This window comes from Acetobacterium sp. UBA5834 (genome assembly GCF_002435675.1).
Taxonomy (GTDB): domain Bacteria; phylum Bacillota; class Clostridia; order Eubacteriales; family Eubacteriaceae; genus Acetobacterium; species Acetobacterium wieringae.
The window spans coordinates 69446-93516 of sequence record NZ_DJGY01000060.1; the positions used below are offsets into that span (position 1 = coordinate 69446).

Below are 24071 nucleotides of genomic sequence, written 5' to 3' on the forward strand. Positions count from 1 at the left end.
TTTATTTTATCAGCGGTTATTATTTACCGGCGTTGATCCGATCAATTTCTGCAGTAATAGCTTCATAAACACCGGGATAGACGCTGCCCGGCCCCCCCTGTGTGATGCAGGGAATGTAATAGTGTTTGCCGCAACGGGCGACAGCCTTGCGGACTTCGGCGCCAACGCTTTCCTGGGTCCAGTTTTCATCATCAATCAGGGAGTTATCAATATCGCCCATGAAGGAGATCTGGCCACCGTATTGTTTAATCAGTTCCGGAACATTGTTGTTAGAAATACAGCCTTGCCAGATATCAATGCCCATTTCAATCATGTGGGGCACTAGATTGGCGGCATAGGAATCGCTATGATGAACCACCAGTTCGACGCCGTTGGCTTTATAAAAACCGTAGATTTTTTTGTAAGCTGGAACAATAAACTCCGCAAACATATCAGGAGCCATAAACGAATTCAGCGAGCTACCCCAGTCGTCGTGATGGAAAAGACAATCCGGTTTGTAATATTTGATCAGTTCAGCGGCATAGCGCAGTTCGTAATCGACGATGTAGTCGATCAGGGCATGCATTTCTTCCGGTTCTTCATAGAAGCCCATCAAACAATCTTCCATCCCCATTAAATGATGGCATTGTTCAAAGACGCCGGGAGCGACAAAGACCGTGGCAAACACTTCGTTGCGATCAATCGCTTCGACGGCTGGTAAAAAGGGTGCCCAAGCTTCGGCTGGCAGATCGGTTTTCGGCGCTTTAACGACATCCCGCCATTTTGTGATATCCTGGAGAACCTTGTGCTCCTTATCGTGTAAAGGAAAGGCTCCGGGAGTGCCAGCTGGCCAAGCGAAGGTGATACCCCAGGCATTTTTGACCGGTTCGCCGCCAGGCATCGGAAAACCGCCTTGAGCCGTAATCGGATCCCCCATGATCATTCCATAAATGGCATCAGTACAGACAAAGGCCTCGTATTGATTGACAAAGCGGTCAGGATTTCCACCTTTAATCGTTTCCAGTAGGTTCTGTCGTTTCGTTAGCATAAAATCATTTCCTCCTAAAAATTAGTAACGATACACAAGTTAAATGCGTGTATATTTGTAAAATCAATTATATCACCAGTTTCTTCCGAATACAAGCATTACTTAACCGGTTAAATTTTTATTTTTGACGACGTTATCATCGGCAATTTGAAGGTATTCTAAAAATCCTCATATCATCAGCGGTTTCCTGATGATATGAGGCCTTATCTTCGCATTCTGTTATTTTAAATATAATTAAGAAAATCTTCAATCTTTCTTGAATAACCTAAGCTGGCTTTTTTAAGCATCGGCGCTACTTTCCACAATGTTGCTATTTTTTTCGATGACCTCGTGGATGAATACCGTCACCAGGTCCGGATCGAACTGGCTGCCGGCATGGCGTTGCAGCTCGGCAATGGCTTCCCGCTCCGCCATTGCCGGACGGTAGGAGCGGTTCTGGGTCATCGCATCGTAGGCATCGACAATCGCCAGAATCCGTGCCAGCAAGGGGATTTCCACGCCTTTGAGGCCCTGGGGATAGCCGTTGCCATCCCAGCGCTCATGATGACAGAGAATATATTCGGCAATCTTGCGCAGTTCCGGCACGGTCTGGGCGATCCGATAGCCGACCTCGGGATGTTTTTTGATTTCGGCCCATTCTGCCTCAGTCAGCGGGGTATTTTTTTTAAGTAGCTTGCTGTCGATGCTAATTTTACCGATATCGTGAAGGGTGGCCACCAGTTCCAGCGCCACTAACTCCTCCTGATCCAGCCCCAGCACCCGGCCCAGTTGCTTGGCCAGATCGGCCATCCGCTCGGCGTGGGCTTCGGTTTCGTTGCTTTTTTCAAACAACGTGGTTTTAATTGACGCCATCACTGCGGAATGAAAGCTCTTATATTCCAGCAGTTTTTTGCGGTACATCGACTCCTCAGCTAGTTTAAATACTTTTTCCTTTGATCGTTTTATCTACAGCTTTTATTAACCTGGCTGATCATACCATGTATGCGCCAGGAAAGTGGGCCGAAACCAGGTTCATCGAATTTGATATAAGTCATACCCGCTTTTTGCAGTTGTCAGATTTGCGCCTGATTGGGCTGCTGACACAGCCCGCCGCAGGCAAGTGCAAGTTTAGAGTTCAAATTCCTCAAGATCATCCGGCACCAGCAGGTTACCGCCGAAAAATGGCACCCCCTCAGCCGTGTACAAGGCTTTGCGCCGGACCAGATTGCGGTCTTCAGTATGATAGAGCAGCAGGTTGGCCACGGCCAACCGAGCTCCGATTTCGCAGGCATCCTTAACCGTAGTATGGGCCTTTTCATAAGGTTTGAAGCGCTCCCGTTCGGCATAGAGACAGAAGGCCTCATGGAGCAACCAGTCAGTCCCAAAGGCGTACGGGTACTCGTGTTCATGATAGGGTTCGTCACCCAGAAAGGTCAGCCGTCGCCCCGACGACAGCGTCATCGCAAAACCGAATTGCTTGGCTTTGTCGGACTGGATATCAAAAAAAGTTACCGTGTTGCCGAGAATTTTCTTCGTCTGTTTGTCCTTGACCACTTTAAATACGACCCGATCACCAATCAGCTTGACAAATTTCTCCGGCAGCGTCAGTCTGACGATCGTCAGCGCCGTTTTCTTCAACTCGGCATGACAGTAAATCGTCATCTGGCCCTGATAGCGACCACTGCGGATCTCAGCAATGATCATCCGGATCAGCCAGATCAGCCCTAATAGATGATCAGTGTGGCCATGACTGATAAAGACCTCATGGATCTGGGTCAGGCTGATATTGGCCCGCTCCAGTTGGGTCAATATGCCGTTACCGCCACCAGCATCGACCAAAAAATAGTCCTCGCCCTTTTCGATTGCAAAGCAGGTATTATAGCACCGGGTCACCGCCGCATTGCCGGTCCCGAGAATAATTAAGCGTTCGTTCACGTTGTTCCTCCCTTTTTGACAGTGTTCATTAGCCACTACGCCACAGGATTCACTATACCACGATCAACTGCAAAGATCAATCAAGGGTGCAACTCATGGCCGAATAAAAAAGGCGCAAACTTCTCAGTTCTTAATCGTTACGTTAAATCTCTTTCACATCGACTTCTTCAAATGTTAGGATCTCTTTATTCAATTCTAACTTATCCGTTTCAACTGATAATTGGAGATCTCTGCCAAACTTGTCACTGACCTCATCTACGATTCCCTTGTAGATAGATGAATCCAGTTCCGCTTCACCACTTAATTTTACTTTTAATTGCGACAATTTGATTAGTGGTTTAAGTCCGGACTTCGCAATAATTTTTGTTGTTATTTTAGAACTGAATGATTCACTGATGTCGAGCTTTCCATCGAGAAAATCCATTTTAAGCTGTGGGATTGGTATATTAGCACCAATTGGTACGGCAACTCCAAAATCGATCTCTGCTTCACTGCTATCAGCTAAAATAACAGTGGATCGATCTGCTTCTATTAACTCAGTAATGACATAATAATCTTTTTTCCAGATATCTTTATTATAGAGTTCAATGATTTTGTTTTTCAATTCTTGATAATTATCGGTTAATGTAGTCCGACAATTGTTAAATGAAAAAAATACTTTAGACGAATCACCAAACGCAATTTTCAAACTTGCTTCAAACATATCTGGTACCGTGACGCTGGGAGCTAATGACACATTGAAATCAACACCTTTGCTAAAATCAATTTTATTATCAGATGTTTCTCCCTTTAATTTCTTTGCTGTGATGCCAAAATCTTTTACATTACCTTTTCGAGTGAATATCCCATCATCAACCGATCCAAAATCACCCAGTGCTAGTGGATATCCCGGAGGAAATACCGGATAATAACCCCACTCATTTTTAACAACATTGGCATAACTTTCAAATACAGAATTCATTTGTAGTTCACCTCTCAAATTCTTGTTTTATCATCCTAAACCCGATTCGTGACTATATCCAAATGTCGAAACATATCATTTTCATCACTTTTCTTACTGATATACCTCCTTTGTGACTGTTATTCTTACTAATAACCCCTTTTTGACACGTCTAAACACAGCGATTCATTTTTCTTATCAATAACCTCCTTGATTGTTTTCTGTTTCCCGAGGAAACAGATTTACCATATCTACCCATGTTGAAAAGTTTGTGATTGCGATCAAAACACTTTTATTTTCTTTTTCAATTACTAAAATCCTGAATGCAAAAAGCATAAAGCTTGTCATTTCTACATCATTTATTAAAAAAGTCTGCTGGATAGGTTGTTTTTTCATGACCACTGGATTCTCATCATCCTTCGTCCAAACTACAAAGGTGATAAACACCTTAACGAATCCAAAATCTCTCCCGAAGTTTTCCCCGAACCGTGATTATTTTACTTGGGTTTACATTCTCATCCCCAATGACGACATTTTAATGCAGCAGCACATTAAAAAGCCGAATAGATTTATTATTTAGGCTCTACCACACCACGCTTTTGTTTTCGGTGGTCTAACGTTGTCCCCACCCTCATTATTTAGCTGTCTGATCCTTCTTAAATCAAATTTTAAGCACAACAAAAAGGGTGTGCAGCAATCAAGTGACTACTACACACCCCTTTGTTATTGAAAAGAAATATTCAGCTTGCGAAAAATTTCAATGATTCAACGCTCTTTAATACCGCCCTAGATACTGGAATGCGACAGGGCGAATTATTTGCTTTAACCTGGGCTTAACCATCCGGATCAATAAAAATCACAGCTGTGTAAAAGATATTATTTCTAAGAAAAACAAAAACCGCATCTCTCATTGACTCACTCTATGAAATGGAGGAAAGAACAAGTGTCATCTCTATTGGTTAATTTTTGGTTAATTATGAAAAAATCCCATCCACAAGAAACTTGCGAATGGGATTATACTGCGATTTATGGCGTGCCCTGAGGGATTCGAACCCCCGACCTTCCGGTTCGTAGCCGAACGCTCTATCCAGCTGAGCCAAGGGCACGCATATCGTGACCTAGGATACTTCCGTTGGCCACGAAAGTTATTATAGCACATTCAAATCAAGAATAAAAGTCTTTTTTTATAAAATTGTATATTTTTTTCACGAATCGTGGTGATGCTTATTTTCGTAGTGTTCCCGTTCTTCTAAAATCTCCGCTTCAGTTTTTCGGCGAGGCATAAACCGCTTGGCAAACTTCCCTTTGCTGCGGTTTTTAATATAAAAATACCCGATGATTGAAAAGGTCATCGCTCCGATAAAATTGACAAACAAGTCGTTCATGGTATCATACAAGCCAATATCGATATAGCCTCCATAATGCCAAGGTATCCCATTGACAACCATGCTCTCGATCGGCATCACCACTGCCACATTCTTTCCTTCAGGATTAAAAAACACTGAACTGATCACCGTCAAGACCTTATCCTTCTGCATGTCAGTTTGAAAAAACAGATCCATTCCAAATTCAAAAAACTCCCAGACTACACCCACTGTCATCGAAAAACAAAAGGCTACTAGGGCCACAAAAGCCGGTGATAGCGAAAAAGTTACTTTTTCGTTACGGTTAAGGATGTCAATCATTGAAAAACCGATGGCTGCACAAAGAAAGCCGTTGATTGTGTGAAGCATATCGTCCCAGCGATCAAAGATCAAATAATACTCATTGATTTCCCCAAGAATCTCGGCCCCAAAAATAAATAACAGTACAATAATCTCTAAGGTTCCGGGCAGCACAATATTGAGTCGCTTGTTGAGAAAGTTGGGAATCATAAAGAGAATCAGCGTCAGTACACAAAGAAAGACATTGTTATAATTGCGATTGAAAATCTCAGCGATTAAGACCATCACCACCAAAATCCGCAGCGAAATATAAACAAAAGCCTTGATTTTATTTTCTCTGGCTTCTTCCCAAAAATCCTGGAGATGCTCAAGTAACCACGTTATTTTATCAATTTTCGTTTTTGTCATCGCATTTTCTTCCAGTTTCATAATGATTGTATTATTATACCATCATTATCAGGCGGTTTACAATTATAATCACTTCACTTATAATGACTATATTCAGCAAATTAAACTAAGGAGTTTTCCGCCATGAAATTTTACCTTTGTATTGACGACACCGACAACCTCGATTCCATCGGTACCGGAACCATCGCCGAGCAGATTCAGGAAAAAATTATCCGCCAGGGCTATGGGCCCTGTTCCCTGGTGACCCGACACCAGCTTTATATACATGAGGATATACCCTACACCTCCCATAACAGCTCGATGTGTTTTTACGGCGAAGCCCCAGATGACGCTCTAGCCACCATCATCGATCTGGCTGCCAAACATCTCGATACCGTTGCTGCAGTGGGTTCCGACCCTGGTCTATGCGTGCTAGCTTATGACGACAGCTGTCATTATGACGAATTGATGGAGTTTGGTATCCAGGCCAAGCAGACAATTCTGACTAAAGATGACGCAATGGCCTGTGCCCGTAACCACCAGCTCCATCTGTCCGAACACGGCGGTACCGGCCAGGGTATTATCGGCGCCCTGGCCGGAGTTGGATTGCGATTATTCGGCTGTGACGGAGAAATCAAAGGAGCTCTCAAAAATGCCGTAATCAACCAAAGCTACACAGTTGCGGATCTCAAAAACCTCCCCGAAGTCGAACAGGTTCTCGATCTGACCAGTAAGGAACCACTGGCCGATACGACCCTAATCCGCCTGGGCAATCGCTCCAAAACAGTACTTTACCGCCACCATTATGTACTTTTTGTCCGTCAGGACAAAAATAATCAGTACGTTACAATACCCAAAGCCGAAATCCGCCAACTGGGAGAGCACTTCTATGTCTGATCAACATCAACTTCCGATGGAAGCCTGGAAACAGGCACAAACCTTGGCAATAAACTGCCCTGAATTTAAGCCCGATGTGGAAGAAGAATGGTTGGCCGAGGAAACCATTTCCTGTTATAATTGCCGCTATCGGCGCTTTGTCGGAGCGGGAATCCGTTGTATGAAATCTTTATTTTATTTTTAGGAGGAAAACATGAAACCAAAAAACTTTACAAAAACAGTCCTATCCTTATTGTTAATCGGCCTGTTGGCCTTTGGATGCTGCGGCAGCGTTATGGCAGCTGGCGGTAATGGCTCCGGTGGTGGCAGTGGCGATGGTTCCGGTGGTGGCAGCGGGTCTGCAAGTGAAACCACCACGGCACCAGGCAGCGGCGACGGCACTGGCGGTGGTAGTACCGAACCGCTGACTATCGTCACTGTCACCCCGGCTGACAAATCCACCGAAATTGCTATTGATACACCGATCAAACTGGAATTCAGTAAAAACGTCGCCTATGCCACCGTCCGGGATGCCAACCTCAAAGCTGTCAGCCTCTGGGCCGGAGATCAGCCGGTGGCAGCCGAAATCACCATGGCCGATGACCAATTGGAACCGGATCTTAGAAACTTCATCAACATCGTTCCCAGCGAACCGCTTAAAGAGGGCACCGTTTATACTATCAAGGTTGACACCACCCTAAGTTCCAAAAGCGGCGATGTTCTGACAGCTCCCATCACTTTAACCTTTACCACCGCCGGAACAAACGAAGCTGCCAACCAAGCTACTTCTGAAACAGCAAATAGCGGTTCCGGTCTAAATACCACCGGGATCATCATTGGTCTGATGGCGATTGCAATTGTCGTGGGAATCGTCATCGTCCGACGTAAAAAAGCCTAAATGTCACCGCAAAAAAAAACACTTGTCACCATCATCCTGATTCTCCTACCACTGTTCTTTTTCTTTGGCACCCTTTGCATCGGCCGTTACTATGTATCTTTAAACGATGTCCTGACAACCCTGTGGCAGGGGCTCACCGGCACCCGTCGTGGTGTCAGCGCTGAAACTGCTACGGTGATTCTACAGATTCGTTTGCCTCGGGCCTTTCAGGGTGCCATGGTGGGGGCGGCTCTGGGCGCCAGCGGGGCCGCCTTTCAGAGCCTCTTTCGCAATCCTCTGGTTTCCAGTGGTATTCTCGGGGTTTCGGCCGGGGCTGGCTTCGGAGCTGCTTTGGCGATTGTGCTGTTCAACTCGATTTTTTTAACACCCTTGTTTGCCTTCGGCTTTGGAATTCTGGCGGTAATTCTCAGCTACTTTGCCGGGAAAATCGACAACACTTCCACTACCATCACCCTAGTACTGGGTGGCACCATTATTCAATCGATTTTTTCGGCGCTGATCTCACTGCTCAAATACCTGGCCGATACCGCTACCCAACTGCCAGCGATCACCTTCTGGTTGATGGGCAGTCTGGCCTCCACTAAAACTGTCGATGTCTTCCTGGCCCTCTTCCCAATGGCTCTGGGGATGGCTGGCATGCTGATCTTACGCTACCGCCTCAATGTCCTGTCAATGGGTGATCGTGAAGCTCGTACCCTGGGGATCAATGTGCCAGCCAATAAAGCTGCTATTATCGCCTTTGCCACCCTGGCCACCGCCGGAGCCGTCTGCGTCAGCGGCATCGTCGGCTGGATCGGGCTAATTATTCCCCATGTAGGTCGGATGCTGGTGGGCAATGACAACAAGTGGCTTGTACCGGCTAGCATGTCGCTGGGAGCCTGTTTTGTTATTTTCTGCGACACTCTCTGCCGCAGCTTAACCGGCGGCGAAATCCCGCTGGGAATTGTCACTGCTCTGATTGGCGGTCCCTTTTTTATTTATCTGCTAAAAAAAACCAAAGGAAGGAGCTGGTAAGAATCGTGTTGCGTTTAAACAACCTGAGTTTTGGCTACACCCCCAAACGGCTGATTTTTGAGAATATCAGCTTTGTGGTTCAGCCCGGAGAAGTCTTCTGTGTGATCGGCCCTAATGGTTGTGGCAAAACCACTCTGATTGACAGTATCCTAGGGATCAATCAGCCGCAACAAGGAACCATTGAAGTCGGTGGCACCCGTCTTACCCAGTTGAAACCTCGGGAATTTGCCCAGAATATTGCTTATGTCCCCCAGAGTCACACCAAAACCTTTCCTTATACAGTGCTGGACATTGTGGTAATGGGCCGCACCGCCGCCACCCGAGGCTTTGGTGCACCGGACAGTAACCAGCGGCAACGAGCTCGAGAAAGCCTTGACCAAGTGGGTCTCAAAGGTTTTGAGGAACGGCTTTACACCGAACTCAGCGGCGGCGAACTGCAGCTGGTGCTGATTGCCCGGGCCCTGACCCAGGACGCCCGCATCATGGTGCTGGACGAACCCACTGCTCACCTCGATTTTCGTCATGAGCTGATGGTAATGGAAATCATTACCTGGCTGGTCAAGGAACGGGGTCTAACCATTATCATGGCTACCCACTTTCTCAACCAGGCCTTTTATCTGGAAAATGCATCGGTCCCCACCCGGGTGGCGTTGATGAACGAGGGTAGAATCGAAGCCATTGGCCCCCCATCGACTGTGATTACCAGCGATAATCTCAAAGACGTCTTTAAAATCATTGCCACCACTGGTACCACCGATGAGGCCGGAATTCATCGGAAATTTATTGTGCCACTAAAAAACATCCGCTGACTGACTTAACTGATTTATCTAGAAAGGATCATTCCATGCTCAAAAGAAATTACTTTCTGTTTGGCACCCTGCTACTCGTCGGATTACTGCTAAACACCCTGACCGGCTGCCAGATCCAGAACCAAGCCACAACGGTACCAACCAAAACAATTGTCGATTGTCTAAATCGGGAAGTAGAAATTCCGGCAGATCCCCAGCGGGTTGCCTGTCTCTACGCCTCCACCGCTCACATCATGACGATGCTGGGCCAGGAAGCTAAGATCGTCGGCATTCCCAACGGCATCAAGCGGGATGTACTGATGTCCTATAAACGGCCGGATATTGGTTCGGTATCGGTTCCCTTTAACGACGGTGCCATCAATATTGAAGAACTCCTGGCCACCAACACCGATCTGGTACTGCTGCGCAAAAGCACCGCCGAAAATGCCGGGGAAATCGAAAAACTCGATAAGGCCGGAATTCCCTGGGTTGTCATTGACTATGCCAGCCTGGATGATCTCCAAAAGGCCATCGCCGTAACCGGCACCGTTTTTAATCAGGAACAGCGGGCCACCGATTACAATGCCGCCCTCCAGCAAACTCTGACGCTGATTTCCGAGCGGGTCAGCAGTCTGCCGGAATCTGCCCGCCCCCGGGTTTACCATGCTGTCAACGAGGCCGCCCGAACCGACCTGGCTGGCGATCTCTGTAGCCAGATCACTGATGCCGCCGGGATTATCAATGTTTCAACTCAGGGCGGTAGTCTGATCACTGATGCCGAAAAAACGATGACTACTCTGGAACAGATCTACAGTTGGGATCCCGATGCTATCATTGCCAATGACATCATTGCCAGCAACTATATGCTAAGCGATCCCAAATGGTCGGGCTTAAGAGCCGTGGCCGAGCAACGAGTCACCACCCTGCCGGTCGGTGTCACCCGCTGGGGCCACCCTGGTTCGATGGAACCCCATATGGCTGCGTTATTTATCGCTATGACCTTTTATCCGGAGCTGTTTGCCGATGTCGATCTGACCCAGACCGTCAAAGACCACTATCAGCAATGGTTTGAACTTACGCTGACTGATGCCGATGTGGCCACGATCTTATCCGGTGAAGGGATGCGACTGGCAAAATAGCTAAGTCATGCCAATATCAAAAAAGGAATCCTGGCTGCATCAAAGCAGCTGGGATTCCTTTTTTAGTTTCGGCAGGCAGCAACAAAAGCCTGCAGTATTCTCAACGTATTTTCATCATCCCGCCATAAAAACTCAGGGTGCCATTGTACTGCCAGACCGAAAGCGAGACCCTCGATTTCCACCGCCTCCACCAGGCCATCCCTGCTAAACGCCGCGGCGGTCAGTTGGGGTGCTAAGCGGGCAATCGCCTGATGATGCATACTATTGACCCGGATCATTTCCATCCCTATGATTTCATACAGCCGGGATTTTTTATTGACCATAACCTCATGAACTGGAAATTCATAATTGTTTTGTTGAAAATGCTGAATCGGCAATTCCCGGTTGACCTGCTTATTGATATCCTGGTAGAGTGTTCCTCCTAATGCAACGTTAAATAATTGAAGTCCCCGACAGACCCCGAAAACCGGCTTATCCCGATCCATCACTGCCCGTAACAGTCGTAATTCCAAATGATCACGGGGTGGATAGATTTCATTGCAGTATTTTAGCAAAACTTCGCCATAGTGCTGCGGATCCACATCCTGGCCTCCGCTGAAAACAAAGCCATCCAATCGCTCGGCAATCGCTTCAATGTCCTCGTCGTGATTCAAAATTGACAAAATCACCGGGATTCCACCGGCGGCAATTATCCCCTCGGGATATCCCGGGTACATCCAGATGCTCTTTTTATTGCTGTCATATAAAGGTAAAATCCCAATTAAAGGTTTTTTTTGTGCACACATTTTCGTTTCCTCGCTTCTTACGCCTGGTTAAAGCTAGGGTAAAATGAAAATTATAACCCGTACCGATAACCTCAACCATTGATATTATTTTAAACGAAAAGCATCATAATCACAAGGAAAGTTTGATTCTTAGACATAATTGTGACCAAAGTGTGATTGCTATTGTACCAAAAGTGTTATAAAATATACTTAACTTTGAAACAGGAGCGACGGCATGTCAAAAAAAAGATTCTTATTTATCATACTAATTTCCCTGATTGTTTTACTCTTTGCCGGTTGTGACAAAGATGACGGTACCACCGCCTATCTCACCTTGATGACGGTTCCCACATCAGCAACCATCCCCAATGGACTGCATCTTGACTCGATTTTAAGCATCACTAATCCCATCCCGGATGATCCCAATGGCGCTACGACCACTGTTCAATTTGGTGTTTTTGGTTATACCAATACCGCCGGAGAACCGGTTTACTATGTTTACGGCAAAAAAGAATCTATCTCTGACGACCAGTCTCATTTGCTGGAGCAAGGTTTTTATCAAATGGATTATCGGGTCGACGAACAAAACGTTTATCTGGCCTTGAAAAACGGCAGTTCTCCCCTGACCAAGGTTGACAAGGGTAACGGAATTCCCACCGTTTACGATGGTGAACTCCCCTTTGGATTCTATACCCCAGTGGAAGACAAGGATGGGTTTTACACCTTTGTCGATGCCAACGGAGTAACCCAATACCGGGTATATGCCACCTTCCTGAACAAGAACGGAAATTTTTTCCCGGCCTCGGAAGACGGCCAAATGATTGCTGGTGCCTTGCCCATTAACAAGTCAGTGGAAGAAACCTTGCAATCTCAGGGACAAAGTGCTGTTTCCAAAATGATTACGACTCCAATTACCTGTACCAACATACCAACCACATATGTTGTATGAGCTAACCCACAAAAACAGCCACTCAGCAGTTTTTGTGGGTTTTATTGAGCTTTAGTCATACACCGGATGATATTCTGGATTTTGGTGGGCTTTAAAAAATAGGGTCAACTGTGCTTCGGTGGTTCGCCCCAGTGACAACGGTGGCAGCTGATCCATGGCAAAGAAACCACTCTCGATGGTTTCAGCGTTACATTTAAAGTCCCCCTCCAGTAATTCACACAGCATCAGGATCTTATAAATAGTATACGGACAGGTATCCTGGACCCATTTACTGCGATCCAGCAGCCCGACCAGTCGGGTTGGCTTAACCAGCACTCCAGCTTCTTCAAAGGCTTCTTTAATGACATTTTCCTGGGGTGTCCGGTTGACATCAGCCCACCCCCCCGGCAGCGACCAACGACCATCAATCTTTTCCCGAACCAGCAGGATCTTATTGTCGACAATCACACCACCCCGAACATCGACCTTGGGCGTTAAATAGCCTTCTTCCCTGATATAGTAATCTTTTATCACCTCATGGGAAATCTCTGTATGTTTTTCGATGATTTCTCGGGACAGCTTTTCAATTTCACGATAGCGAACCAGATCATAGTCGTTTTTGCAGTAGGTCAACCCCGACTGTGAGATTGATTGTAATTCTCTTGCCCATAAAAGCCATTGTTTTTCCATCTTTCTTCTCGAAGCAACGCTTCGCTCCTTTCAAAATTAACAATTTGTGTCTTCACTTTCTTAAATCTTATGTTATAATGTAGATAAGAATTAATCTAATTTGTTTATTTCTTTATTTTTGGGGAATATAACAAAAGAGATTAACATTGACTTAGGAGGTCTATTATGTGTAAAGAACCAAAATTTTTCGTCTGTAAACATTGTGGGAATTTCGTAGGAATGATTCACGAATCAGGTGCTCAAATGATCTGCTGTGGCGATCCCATGACAGAAGTTGTTCCCAATACGACTGATGCCGCTCAGGAAAAACACGTTCCTGTCATCACCGTAAATGGCAATACCGTCACCGTTGATATTGGTAGTGTTCCCCATCCAATGACGCCTGAACACCATATCGCCTGGGTCTATCTTGAAACCACCGAAGGTGGCCAACGAAAATGTCTGGCCGAAACCGGGGCACCGAAAGCCGAATTTGCTCTAACCCCTGGGGATAAAGTCATTGCAGCCTATGAATATTGTAACCTTCATGGTTTATGGAAAGCAAGTTTATAATTAAACACATGCTGTGAAAAATAATCCAGTAACTATAAAAGCTGCCGTCTTGGCAGCTTTTTCAGATTGTCAGAAGAATTCTTCAATAAATTCAGCGTAAGTGCCGTTGTAAAGGTTCATATCAATAAACGTTTCATCACCATCATAGCCGTCCATCATACCCCGGTGACTATATTGCCAGAAGGTAAAGGTTTCGCCGTTTGGCAACGTTTCAGGCCAGGCATTATCCAGATCGACGATCCAGATTTGATAATCTTTATAGTCGGTTCCAATATACATTTTAAAAATGCGCTGGGTGGTATAAATTATTGGTTTTACCCCATAATGATTTTCCAGTTCCTTTAGAAATTCATCAAGGATAACCTTAACCTGTTCCTTGGGTAAGGCATTGTCTTCATAAATTCCATACAATTCCAGATCAACTACCGGTGGCAGGTTCTGATCAGAAACCGGTACATTGGCAATAAAGTTCTGCGCTTGCGCTTTACCCGTCGTGTCATAATTTAAAAAGTGATATGCGCCGACCTTAAGGGCTGTTTTCTGACTCGCTTCCCAGTTCGTTTTAAATTTCGTGTCCACATAATCATTACCCTCTGTGGCTTTGATGAAGGCGAAATCAATATTCTGATCAGCCAGTAGTTCCCAATCAATATCGCCCTGGTAAGCAGACAGATCCACCCCTTTGACCAGATGATCCTCCCTTTTGGTCTGATTAAATGTATGGGTTACCCCATATATAATTAGCACAATGATAAACAAAACTCCAATTCCCACTCCCAGTGAGATAGCTTTTTTTACGGACATTCCATATTCCCCCTACTTTTTAATGTAAACCTGGTAATAGCAATTTGCTTCGCGGACGGTTTGCGAAAGCCGACATCAAAGTAAATCTTTTTCAATGTTTATAAATTACGCAATTACTTACTTAATGTAAACATTATAACAAAATATTTACTGGCGGGGAACCCTCTTAAGGAGTTATAATATAGCCATTATCCGAATCAAAGAATTCAAATTGATACATACAAGGAGATGCCATGGAAATAAATACCATCCTAACCCCGGTTCTTGCCGAAAAACTGGTTGTTTTGAAAGATAATATCAAACGTTTCCCCAAAGTCAGTATTGCCTTTTCCGGCGGTGTCGACAGTACCCTCTTGCTGCAGGTAGCAGTTTCTGTACTGGGAGATGCTGTATTGCCCATTACCGTTAACGGTGCGATGCTGCCCAGATCGGAATTTGCCGAAGCCCAAGCGCTGGCCAAAGCCATCGGAGCAATCCCCTTAGTGCTTGAAGCCGATGTCTTTGCATTGGAAAATTTTGTCAAAAACCCAACTGATCGCTGTTATCATTGCAAAAAATTTATTTTTACCCAGATCAAAGATGCTGCTCTGGCCAATGGCTACGAGGTAATTCTGGACGGCTCCAATCTTGATGATATGAAGGACTATCGACCCGGGATTAAAGCCTTGGGTGAGTTGGGGGTTTTTAGCCCATTAAAAGAGTCTGGACTGACCAAGCAGGATATCCGGGATCTCTCGGCCTATTACGGCTTACCAACAGCCACCAAACCGGCGATGGCCTGCCTGGCCACCCGGATTCCTACCAACACGCCGATTACTCCGGCCGCTCTGGCGGCTATAGAAGCCGGGGAGGATTTTCTCAAATCCCTGGGCTTAAGCCAATACCGGCTGCGACTGCTGGGCGATACCGCTAAAATCGAATGCGACCCTGACGATTTTACCGTTATCATCGACAACCGCCTGGCCCTGATCGACACCCTGAAAAACCTCGGCATCAAATCCATCACCCTGGACCTGGCTGGCTACAACTGCGGCAATATGAACGGCTAAAACTCTTCGTTTAATTCATCCAGCTCCCGGTACATCTGGTAGAGATCGTAGTAGACCCCTTCTTCCCGGAGCAGTTCCTCATGAGAGCCTTTTTCGACAATCCCATCTTCGGTAAGAACCAAGATCGAGTCGGCATTTTTGATGGTGGTCAGCCGATGAGCAATGGTAAAGGTCGTTCGACCCCGAGTCAGCTCTTTTAGGGATTCCTGAACAATCCGTTCGCTTTCATTATCCAAAGCCGAGGTGGCTTCATCAAGAATCAGAATCGGTGGATTTTTTAAGAATACCCGGGCAATACTGATTCGCTGCTTCTGACCGCCTGAAAGTTTGATCCCCCGTTCGCCGATATAGGTATCATAACCCTGGGGCAGCTTCTCAATAAACGAATGGGCCCCGGCGTGTTTGGCTGCCTGAATTACGCTGTCCCGGTCGGCATCATTCCGACCATAGCTGATGTTCTCATAGACCGTCCCCGAAAAAAGATAAACATCCTGCTGAACAACCCCCACCTGAGTTCGCAGCGAATGGAGAGTCAGACCCTGAATATCCTGACCATCAATCAAAATCCGGCCGGAGCTCACAGTGTAGAAGCGCGGAATCAGATGACACATGGTCGTTTTTCCGCTGCCGGACGGTCCGACAATGGCAATATTCTGCCCTGCCTTCACCTCAACATCGATATGAGACAGCACCGCATCACCACCATCGTTGTATTGAAAGCTGACATCTTCAAAACGGACATCACCCACTACGTCAGTCAGTTCCACCTCATTGGCCTGATTTTCATATTCGGTCGGTTGATCGAGAATTTCGATAAAGCGTTCAAACCCGGTCATGCCTCGTTGAAACTGTTCGGCAAACTCGACAATCCGGCGGATCGATGTGAGCAAGGTGGTCACATACAGCAGATATGCCACATAGTCTCCAGGATTGATAGCACCATTGATCATAAAGATCCCGCCGCAGACCATTACCAGCAGGTACATCAGTCCGTCAAAAAGCCGGGTGGTGGTCTGGAAACCTGCAAAATAACGATACGTTTTTCGTTTAACTTCCAGAAACTGACTGTTCCCCGCCTCAAACTTCAGCTCTTCAATGCTTTCATTGGCAAAGGACTTCACCACCCGAATTCCCAGTAAATTGTCTTCCACCTGGGCGTTGATGTCCCCGGTCTTAACCCGCGACCGCATCATTTCCCGGCGCATTCGCTTACGAAAATAGGTGGTGGTCAAAAGCATCACCGGTAATGCGGCAAAAATAATCAGCGTCAGCCAGATATTAACGCTGGCCAATATCCCAAAGGATACTCCAATTTTCAGACCGGCAATAAAAAATTCCTCGGGACAATGATGCGCAAACTCAGTGACATCGAAAAGATCCGAGGTCATTCGGGACATCAGCTGACCGATTTTTGTATCGCTGTAAAACGAAAAAGACAGCTTCTGAAGATGCGAAAAAAGATCCCGGCGCATATCGGTTTCGATCTGAGCCCCCATCACATGACCGACATCGGCCATAAAATAATTAGCCACTGCGTCGATCAGTCGCAGCATCAGATATAACAGTCCCAGTTTAAGAATTGTTTCCACTGTCAGACTGGCCAAATCATTAATTGCGGCATTGGTAATAAACCGCACGATCAGCGGCAACACCAGATCGCAGGCCGTGGTCAGGGTCGCACAAAAGAGATCCAATAACAAAATCCATTTATATTTTTGATAATAGGGTATAAAACGTTTGATAAGTTGCGTATTCGTAATTTCCAAAATATGCCCTCTTTCTTAATTGTTCGTTAAAAAATTTGGGCAATCGAAAAACGGCTTGCCGTTTCCCAATTGCCCATTCATGGTCGTTTATAAATTACTCTGCTGACTGACTTTAGTCTGATCCTTCATAATTTCACTGAGGGATGTGGCCAGACCGGCCAAACTCTGAATTTCAGATGGTATAATGATCTTGGTGGCTTTGCCATCGGCTACCTTTTCAAAGGTTGATAGGCTTTTTAGCGCAATCACCGACTGGATTGGATCAGCAGCGTTTAACATTTTAACCCCATTGGCAACGGCTTCCTGAACCGTGATAATCGCTTCGGCTTCCCCTTCCGCCCGTCTGATCTGGGCTTCCCGGTCTGCTTCAGCGCTTAAAATAGCGGCCGCTTTCAACCCTTCTGCCTGCAAAATTGCCGCCGATTTTTCACCTTCTGCCACCAGAATAGCGCTGGCTTTTTCCCCTTCGGCCTGAAGAATTTTTTCACGTCGTTCCCGCTCGGCCTTCATCTGCCGTTCCATCGCATTTTGGATCGCTTCTGGTGGCATAATATTTTTAAGCTCGACCCGATTAATTTTAATCCCCCAGGGATCGGTGGCTTCATCGAGAATCACCCGCATCTTGGTATTAATGACATCTCGGGAGGTGAGCGTTGCATCAAGCTCCATATCTCCGATGATATTACGAAGGGTCGTAGCCGTTAAGTTTTCAATTGCCTTCATGGGATTATCCACCCCATACATATAAAATTTGGGATCGGTTACCTGCAAATATATAACCGTGTCAATTTGCATTGTGACGTTATCTTTGGTGATAACCGGTTGTGGTGGAAAATCGGCTACCCGCTCTTTTAAACTGATTCGCTTGGAGATCCGGTCTAGAATTGGTATCGCAATATGAAAACCGGTTTCCCAGGTAGAATGATAAGCTCCCAGCCGTTCGACTACATAGGCATTGGCCTGAGGAACAATCTTGGCATTGACAATAATCACAACAATAAAAATGATAAAGATGACACCTAAAATAATGAGTCCATACATGTTTTTTTCCTCCTTTTATTTTGAAATAGTTTCTTTCTCAGCTGCCCGAACCATGGCCTTAACGCCTTCGATTCCCACAACAGTCACTTCAGCACCAATCGGAATAACAACCTCACCATCGACATTTCGGGCTGACCAGGACTTCCCGTCTATTTTGACCGCCCCCTGACCTTTGAGGTTATTGATTTCTTCTTCAACAATGCCCCGGTTTTTAAGTATCCGATCGGCATTGGTCGCCATTTTTTTGGGATCCAGATGTTTCTTTAAAAACGGCTTTGTACCCAATAATAAACCAATGGAAACGACAAAAAAAACGATCATCTGCACCCAGAAAGCCGCGCCAAAATAGGCAGCAACTAAAGCCACCAAAGAGCCCACACAAAACCAGATTGAAACCAACGCCCCAGCTGTAACCAGTTCAGCTACCAGAAAAACGATAAACAAAATCAACCAGATAAAAACAAGATTCATCCTCTCACCTCCCTCATTCATTTGATTTATTATAACATAGTTTGATTCTTTTTTTATCTCAACTGTCCAAATCATTTTTTTAATTTTTTTCTTGCACATTTATTTTTTAGGTTGTATAATCAAAAACAAGTAAATCGAAAAGCGAGCATATGGTGCCTTAGCAATAAGGAGAATAGGGAATCAGGTGAGAGTCCTGAACGAACCCATCACTGTAAGGGCGGAGCAAACCACAAAGACCACTGTTTTTTAATGGGAAGGTGTGGCGTAGCGCTAAAACCCCAAGTCAGGAGACCTGCCTATGATCGATCCTGAATGAACGAAGGTAAAGTTCATGGCGGTTATTTTTATAATAACTGCTGTGGACTTTTTTATTTGCTAAAATACCAACAATCATTCAGGAGGAAACAATGACAATTCTGGAAAAAGCACGGGCGGGTGAAATCACCGCCGAAATGATTTATGTGGCCGAAAAAGAAGGACTCGATCCCGAGCTGATTCGCCAGGGAGTGGCCGCTGGCGAAATCGTTATTCTTAAAAGCGCCCGCCCCAATATCAACCCGGTGGCAGTCGGTAAAGGACTGTTTACCAAGGTCTCAGCCAGCGTCGGGATGTATGAAGTTGACGACACCATCGCCGGTGAAATGGCTAAAATTGACCAGGCCATTAAGGCCAAGGCCGATACCCTGATGGACTTAAGTGTCCGGGGCCCAATCGATGCAATGCGTGAAAAAGTCTTAGCTACAGTGGATCGGCCAGTCGGTACCCTGCCCCTGTATCAAACCCTGGCCATGGCTCAGGAAAAATACGGTACCGCTTTAGATATGACCGCCGACGACATGTTTGCGATGATGGAAAAACAGGCTGCTGATGGTGTCAGCTTTTTAGCCCTGCACTGCGGCACCACCATGGACGTGATCAACCGCGCCAAAGAAGAAGGCCGGATTGATCCCCTGGTAAGTTATGGAGGCTCCCATCTGATCGGCTGGATGATTCACAACCACTGTGAAAATCCTTTCTTTACCCAATATGACCGGGTCCTGGAAATCTGTAAAAAATATGATGTCGTCCTGAGTTTTGCCGACGGCATGCGTCCCGGCTGTATCGCTGATTCACTGGATGGCGCTCAGGTTCATGAATTGGTGATCCTCGGCGGCCTGGTTAAAAAGGCCCGGGCGGCTGGCGTTCAGGTGATGGTTAAAGGTCCTGGCCACGTGCCGCTGGATCAGATTCAAACGACTGTCCAATTACAAAAACAATTATGCGGTGGTGCACCCTACTTTGTCTTTGGTTGTCTGCCCACTGATTCCGGGGCCGGGATGGATCATGTCACTGGTGCCATTGGCGGAGCGATTGCCGCCTATTATGGCGCGGACTTTCTCTGCTATGTGACCCCGGCCGAACACATCGGTATGCCCAGTGCCGAAGATGTCTATCTGGGCGTGATGGCCAGCCGCATTGCCGCCCATGCCGGTGATGTCGGCAAAGGTCATCCGGCGGCGATTGCCTGGGATCTGGAAATGTCCCACGCCCGGCGGGAACTCAACTGGGGCCGACAGATGGAACTGGCCATCGATACCGAAACTGCCACAAAAGTCTGGAAAGATCGCAGCACCAACTTCGCCTCCGAGTGCAGCATGTGCGGCGACTTCTGTGCCATGAAAATTGTCGGCAAGTATTTACGAGACGAAAACCAGGAAGTGAGGAACGAACGATGACCCAAATGTTAAAAGCGCGGGCGGGTAAAATTACCGAAGAAATGGAAATGGTGGCGATTAGCGAAGGCTTCACCCCGGAATTTATCCGGGCGGGAGTAGCCGCTGGCCGGATTGTCATTCCTAAAAATAAATTGCGCAACCGTTCTAAAATCTGCGGCATCGGCGGCGGACTGGACGTCAAAGTTAACGGTCTGATGGGCACCTCCGGTGACCGCGATGACATGGAAATGGAAGTCAAAAAGCTCAAAATCATTGAAGCCGCCGGTGCCCATGGCTTTATGGATTTAAGTATGGGTGCCGATATCGATACGATGCGGACCTTGAGTTTAAGTAATTCCAATATCGCCGCTGGCTGTGTGCCGGTGTATCAGGCGGCCAAAGAAGCGGCTGATAAACGGGGCTTGATGGTCAATATGACCGCCGACGACTTGTTTGAAGTGGTGGAAAAACAGTGCCAGGCCGGGATGGATTTTATGGCTGTGCACTCGGCCTTAAATATGGATCTTCTCAAAATATTGAAAAAAACCGGTCGGGTAGCCGATATCTGCAGTCGGGGCGGCTCGCTGCTGACCGGCTGGATGTTCCATAATGATAAAGAAAACCCCCTCTATGAACAGTTTGACCGGTTGCTGGAAATTCTTAAAGCCACCGATACAGTTTTAAGCATCGGCGATGCCATCCGACCCGGCGCCAACGCCGACTCCCTCGATCAAGCCCACCTACGTGGCTTGATGGTTGCTGGCGAACTAACCAAACGGGCCCTGGCAGCTGGCGTTCAGGTGATGGTGGAAGGTCCCGGCCATGTGCCCCTAAACCATATACCCTCAGCCATGTTGCTGCAAAAACGACTTTGCTTTGAGGTGCCCTATTATATTTTGGGCTTCCTGGCAACTGATGTTGCTCCCGGTTATGATAATATATCCGGTGCCATCGGTGGAGCCTTTGCTGGTATGCATGGGGCCGACTTCCTTTGTTATCTGACTCCAGCCGAACATCTGGGTCTGCCCAATGAAGACGATGTCCGTATCGGTGTCGAAACCACCCGGATCGCTGCTAATGCCGCTAATGTCTTAAAACGTGGTAAAGCCGCCTGGAACCGCGATCTGGCGATGTCCCGGGCCCGGGTTGCCCGCAATCAGGAGGAACAGGTTAAAAACGCCATTAACCAGGCCAATCTGATTGCTGCCCTGGCGGCCCAGACGCCATCCCACGGCTGTGCCGTCTGTACCGACAGCAAATGTCCAGCCGATGTGGCCGCTGAGTTTTTTGGACTGGCATAAATGATAGCTTAAGTGATGCGGGCGAACACGGTTCGCCCCGAACTGACCAATCACTACCTTGCTAAAATAGATGTCTCGTTATTGTTTATCGGATTGTTTGTGCACCAAAAAAACAGCACCCGATCTAAATCATCAGACCGTAGGGGAGGTCCGTGACCTCCCGAAACGCTGTGCATTATAATTAATACCATATAGAAGGGATAAGTACCATGATCGAAACCAAATATACCTTAAAACACGTCATCGATAACACCGAACCAGCTGATCCCAAGTGGCGGCAGGCGGCCCGGGATCATATTGAACAATTGGCCATTCCACCCTGGAGTCTCGGTCAGCTACTGGTCGTAGCTGAACAACTGGCCGGGATTCAGCGCACCATCCGCCCCAACGTTGATAAAAAAATGGTCATCACCATGGCCGGAGATCACGGCGTTGTGGCTGAAGGCGTTTCCGCCTTTCCCCAGGAGGTTACCCCACAGATGGTACAAAACTTTGTCAAAGGCGGTGCTGGCATTAACATTCTGGCGAAGGCCTCCGGGGCTGAAGTGATTGTTGTCGACATGGGCGTCGCCGTGGATATGCCCGAGCTGGTTAAGCAAGGTGCGATTATCGACTGCAAAATCGCTCGTGGCACCAAGAATTTTTACTACGAACCGGCAATGACCCGGGAGCAAGCCATTGCTGCTCTGGAAGCCGGAATCAACGTGGCTGCTCAGGTCATTGAAGAGCAGGGGATTAACCTTTTGGCCACCGGCGATATGGGTATCGGCAACACCACACCCAGCGCTGCAATCCTGGCCGTCATGGCCGAGTATCCGGTTTCATCCGTCACTGGCCGAGGCACCGGGATTGATAACGCCGCTCTGATTAATAAGATCAAAGTGATCCGGGAATCGATTAACCGCCATCAGCCCGACAAAACCGACCCCATCGATGTCCTCGCCAAAGTCGGCGGCTTCGAGATCGCCGGGATTGCCGGAGTGATTCTGGGTGCCGCCTTCAAACAGGTACCAGTCCTGGTGGACGGCTTTATTTCCACCGCCGGTGCGCTGATTGCCAAGGCGCTTTGCCCCCAGGCGCTGGATTACATGATCCCCTCCCATCAGAGTGAAGAACCGGGTCATCAGCTGATGTGGCAGGCCCTGGGGCTCAGACCGCTGCTTAACCTTAATTTCCGCCTGGGTGAAGGCACCGGAGCGGCGGTAGCCATGCACCTAGTCGAATCCTCGGCCCGGGTCATCTGTGACGTCTTAACCTTTGCCGATGCCGGAGTAACCAATGGTCATGAAGGGATATGATCCTAAGACCAACGGCGGTCAGTATCTGGAAGACCTGGCCACGGCCTACTGGGTTTCCGATGCCCTGTTTACGGCGCTGGAGATGGATCTTTTTCAGACCATCGATGATTTCGGAATCCGGGGTGCCAGTCTCGCTGAGCTCGCCCCCAAACTTGGCGCCAACGAAAGCGCCCTTAAACGATACCTGGCACTTTTAAAAAGCCTTGGCTTGCTGGGACAACACCAGAACATTTACTATAACCAATTGATTACCAAAGAATATCTACTGAAAGATAGCCCTCTTTATCAGGGTGACTCAATTCTGTGGCGAAAAAACCTGCGCGATGACTGGAATACCCTCAAAGCCTCGCTGTCTGCTGGCGGTCGGGTTAATTTTTTACCGGAAGATATCAGCGAGGCTGAACTGAACCGGCGCCGGGCCAACTATATCCGGGCTATGGACAATGTCGCCAAACTTAAAGCCCAGGATTGTACCGCCTTTTTTACGGAACTAAGCGGTGCTATTCTGGATGTGGGAACCGGCTCCGGGGCTATGGCGCTGGCCTTTTTGGAGGCTTTCCCGGACACCAAAGCAACCCTTTTAGATATCAAACAGATGCTGCCCCAGACCCAAAAAATTGTTGAGGTCACCACTTTTTCTGATCGGGTTTACTATCATCCCGCCAATATTCTTGAGCCAGAATGGGAGCTAACTCAAAAATATCAGCTGATTATTCTTTCTAATATTGTTCATGCCTACGCCGAAGCGGAAAATGAACAGGTCTTAAAAACTGCGGCCAGCCATTTGAGCGATGACGGCATCATCCTGATTCATGATTTTTTTAATGAACATCACCCCGTCAAAGCGCATCTGAGCGATATCAACATGTTTTTAAACACCTACAACGGCAAGGTTTTTTCCGGAGCCTGGGTGATCGCTGAACTGGAAAAGCACGATTTGGTCACCTCACCATTGCTACCGCTAACTACTGACACGGCCCTGATCTTTGCCGCCCGATCCCAGTCGGCACTGGATCACCTTTGTTTTAAACAAGATACCAATTAACTGCTAATCAAACCAAGGAGA

General features: G+C 47.1%; 25 protein-coding genes, 1 tRNA gene and 1 riboswitch. Of the genes, 13 read left to right on the top strand and 13 right to left on the bottom strand.

The window, feature by feature from the left end:
* Positions 1–19: 19 nt before the first annotated feature.
* From B3F51_RS11875 to B3F51_RS11905, 7 genes are all read right to left on the bottom strand, one after another.
* Positions 20–1027 (bottom strand): uroporphyrinogen decarboxylase family protein, encoded by a 1008-nt coding sequence (locus tag B3F51_RS11875; RefSeq protein ID WP_070372364.1) that lies wholly within the window; start codon positions 1025–1027, stop codon positions 20–22.
* A gap of 279 nt (positions 1028–1306) precedes the next feature.
* Complete coding sequence (locus tag B3F51_RS11880; protein WP_286947279.1) at positions 1307–1927, bottom strand: HD-GYP domain-containing protein; 621 nt, start codon at positions 1925–1927, stop codon at positions 1307–1309.
* 207 nt (positions 1928–2134) lie between these two features.
* Entirely contained in the window at positions 2135–2941 is an 807-nt protein-coding gene (locus tag B3F51_RS11885) for an MBL fold metallo-hydrolase (protein WP_148636294.1), read from the bottom strand.
* 142 nt (positions 2942–3083) lie between these two features.
* Positions 3084–3902: a hypothetical protein gene (locus tag B3F51_RS11890; RefSeq protein WP_148636293.1), complete on the bottom strand. Its 819-nt coding sequence runs from the start codon at positions 3900–3902 to the stop codon at positions 3084–3086.
* 177 nt (positions 3903–4079) lie between these two features.
* Entirely contained in the window at positions 4080–4277 is a 198-nt protein-coding gene (locus B3F51_RS11895; RefSeq protein WP_207707138.1) for a hypothetical protein, read from the bottom strand.
* 633 nt (positions 4278–4910) lie between these two features.
* Positions 4911–4987, bottom strand: a tRNA-Arg gene (locus B3F51_RS11900).
* Between the two features lie 99 nt (positions 4988–5086).
* On the bottom strand, positions 5087–5953 hold the full coding sequence (locus B3F51_RS11905) for a hypothetical protein (RefSeq protein ID WP_228883012.1): 867 nt from the start codon (positions 5951–5953) through the stop codon (positions 5087–5089).
* A 123-nt stretch (positions 5954–6076) separates the two neighbouring features.
* On the opposite strand from B3F51_RS11905, the gene B3F51_RS11910 reads away from it, so the two are divergent.
* Genes B3F51_RS11910 through B3F51_RS11935 form a run of 6 tightly spaced genes read left to right on the top strand, consistent with a single transcriptional unit; the run spans position 6077 to position 10647 of the window.
* Positions 6077–6829 carry a hypothetical protein gene (locus tag B3F51_RS11910; protein WP_286806834.1) on the top strand — a complete coding sequence of 251 codons (753 nt, stop codon included), beginning with the start codon at positions 6077–6079 and terminating at the stop codon, positions 6827–6829.
* The gene (locus tag B3F51_RS11915; RefSeq protein ID WP_148636290.1) at positions 6822–7013 is read left to right on the top strand and encodes a hypothetical protein; all 192 of its coding nucleotides are present in this window, start codon (positions 6822–6824) and stop codon (positions 7011–7013) included. The genes B3F51_RS11910 and B3F51_RS11915 overlap by 8 nt, the downstream gene beginning before the upstream one ends.
* A gap of 9 nt (positions 7014–7022) precedes the next feature.
* Entirely contained in the window at positions 7023–7706 is a 684-nt protein-coding gene (locus B3F51_RS11920; RefSeq protein ID WP_286947284.1) for an Ig-like domain-containing protein, read from the top strand.
* A complete protein-coding gene (locus B3F51_RS11925) occupies positions 7707–8720 on the top strand; it encodes a FecCD family ABC transporter permease (protein ID WP_286947286.1) in 1014 nt (337 codons plus the stop codon). It abuts the gene before it with no gap.
* A gap of 5 nt (positions 8721–8725) precedes the next feature.
* Positions 8726–9529: an ABC transporter ATP-binding protein gene (locus B3F51_RS11930; RefSeq protein ID WP_207648663.1), complete on the top strand. Its 804-nt coding sequence runs from the start codon at positions 8726–8728 to the stop codon at positions 9527–9529.
* A 35-nt stretch (positions 9530–9564) separates the two neighbouring features.
* Positions 9565–10647, top strand: a complete 1083-nt coding sequence (locus B3F51_RS11935) for an ABC transporter substrate-binding protein (protein ID WP_286947288.1) — start codon at positions 9565–9567, stop codon at positions 10645–10647.
* A gap of 62 nt (positions 10648–10709) precedes the next feature.
* On the opposite strand, the gene B3F51_RS11940 is transcribed toward B3F51_RS11935, so the two are convergent.
* Positions 10710–11432, bottom strand: coding sequence for a gamma-glutamyl-gamma-aminobutyrate hydrolase family protein (locus B3F51_RS11940; protein ID WP_148636286.1), 723 nt, complete (start codon positions 11430–11432; stop codon positions 10710–10712).
* Between the two features lie 214 nt (positions 11433–11646).
* Between B3F51_RS11940 and B3F51_RS11945 the strand changes: the two genes are divergently transcribed.
* Positions 11647–12360, top strand: a complete 714-nt coding sequence (locus tag B3F51_RS11945; protein ID WP_070372738.1) for a hypothetical protein — start codon at positions 11647–11649, stop codon at positions 12358–12360.
* A gap of 51 nt (positions 12361–12411) precedes the next feature.
* Here B3F51_RS11945 and B3F51_RS11950 read toward each other — a convergent pair whose 3' ends face one another.
* Entirely contained in the window at positions 12412–13029 is a 618-nt protein-coding gene (locus tag B3F51_RS11950) for an NUDIX hydrolase (protein WP_070372739.1), read from the bottom strand.
* Positions 13030–13194: 165 nt separating this feature from the next.
* On the opposite strand from B3F51_RS11950, the gene B3F51_RS11955 reads away from it, so the two are divergent.
* On the top strand, positions 13195–13581 hold the full coding sequence (locus B3F51_RS11955) for a desulfoferrodoxin family protein (RefSeq protein ID WP_070372740.1): 387 nt from the start codon (positions 13195–13197) through the stop codon (positions 13579–13581).
* Between the two features lie 69 nt (positions 13582–13650).
* Here B3F51_RS11955 and B3F51_RS11960 read toward each other — a convergent pair whose 3' ends face one another.
* Positions 13651–14385: a glycoside hydrolase family 25 protein gene (locus tag B3F51_RS11960; protein WP_070372741.1), complete on the bottom strand. Its 735-nt coding sequence runs from the start codon at positions 14383–14385 to the stop codon at positions 13651–13653.
* A 233-nt stretch (positions 14386–14618) separates the two neighbouring features.
* Here B3F51_RS11960 and larE point away from each other — a divergent pair, with 233 nt between their 5' ends.
* A complete protein-coding gene (gene larE / locus B3F51_RS11965; protein ID WP_070372742.1) occupies positions 14619–15434 on the top strand; it encodes an ATP-dependent sacrificial sulfur transferase LarE in 816 nt (271 codons plus the stop codon).
* Here larE and B3F51_RS11970 read toward each other — a convergent pair.
* The 3 genes from B3F51_RS11970 to B3F51_RS11980 all read right to left on the bottom strand — a co-directional run bounded on the left by B3F51_RS11970 (position 15431) and on the right by B3F51_RS11980 (position 18712).
* Positions 15431–17194, bottom strand: a complete 1764-nt coding sequence (locus B3F51_RS11970; RefSeq protein ID WP_070372822.1) for an ABC transporter ATP-binding protein — start codon at positions 17192–17194, stop codon at positions 15431–15433. The two genes, larE and B3F51_RS11970, sit on opposite strands and share 4 nt — an antisense overlap.
* A gap of 93 nt (positions 17195–17287) precedes the next feature.
* Positions 17288–18241 carry an SPFH domain-containing protein gene (locus B3F51_RS11975; protein ID WP_286947293.1) on the bottom strand — a complete coding sequence of 318 codons (954 nt, stop codon included), beginning with the start codon at positions 18239–18241 and terminating at the stop codon, positions 17288–17290.
* A gap of 15 nt (positions 18242–18256) precedes the next feature.
* Entirely contained in the window at positions 18257–18712 is a 456-nt protein-coding gene (locus B3F51_RS11980) for an NfeD family protein (protein WP_286947296.1), read from the bottom strand.
* A gap of 133 nt (positions 18713–18845) precedes the next feature.
* Positions 18846–19025, top strand: a riboswitch (cobalamin riboswitch).
* Positions 19026–19119: 94 nt separating this feature from the next.
* Between B3F51_RS11980 and thiC the strand changes: the two genes are divergently transcribed.
* From thiC to B3F51_RS12000, 4 genes are all read left to right on the top strand, one after another.
* On the top strand, positions 19120–20427 hold the full coding sequence (gene thiC / locus B3F51_RS11985; protein WP_286947299.1) for a phosphomethylpyrimidine synthase ThiC: 1308 nt from the start codon (positions 19120–19122) through the stop codon (positions 20425–20427).
* Complete coding sequence (gene bzaB, locus B3F51_RS11990) at positions 20424–21707, top strand: B12 lower ligand biosynthesis ThiC-like protein BzaB (RefSeq protein ID WP_286947301.1); 1284 nt, start codon at positions 20424–20426, stop codon at positions 21705–21707. The genes thiC and bzaB overlap by 4 nt, the downstream gene beginning before the upstream one ends.
* Before the next feature lie 209 nt (positions 21708–21916).
* On the top strand, positions 21917–23005 hold the full coding sequence (cobT, locus tag B3F51_RS11995) for a nicotinate-nucleotide--dimethylbenzimidazole phosphoribosyltransferase (RefSeq protein ID WP_250933103.1): 1089 nt from the start codon (positions 21917–21919) through the stop codon (positions 23003–23005).
* Entirely contained in the window at positions 22986–24050 is a 1065-nt protein-coding gene (locus B3F51_RS12000) for a class I SAM-dependent methyltransferase (protein WP_286947304.1), read from the top strand. The genes cobT and B3F51_RS12000 overlap by 20 nt, the downstream gene beginning before the upstream one ends.
* Positions 24051–24071: the final 21 nt, after the last annotated feature.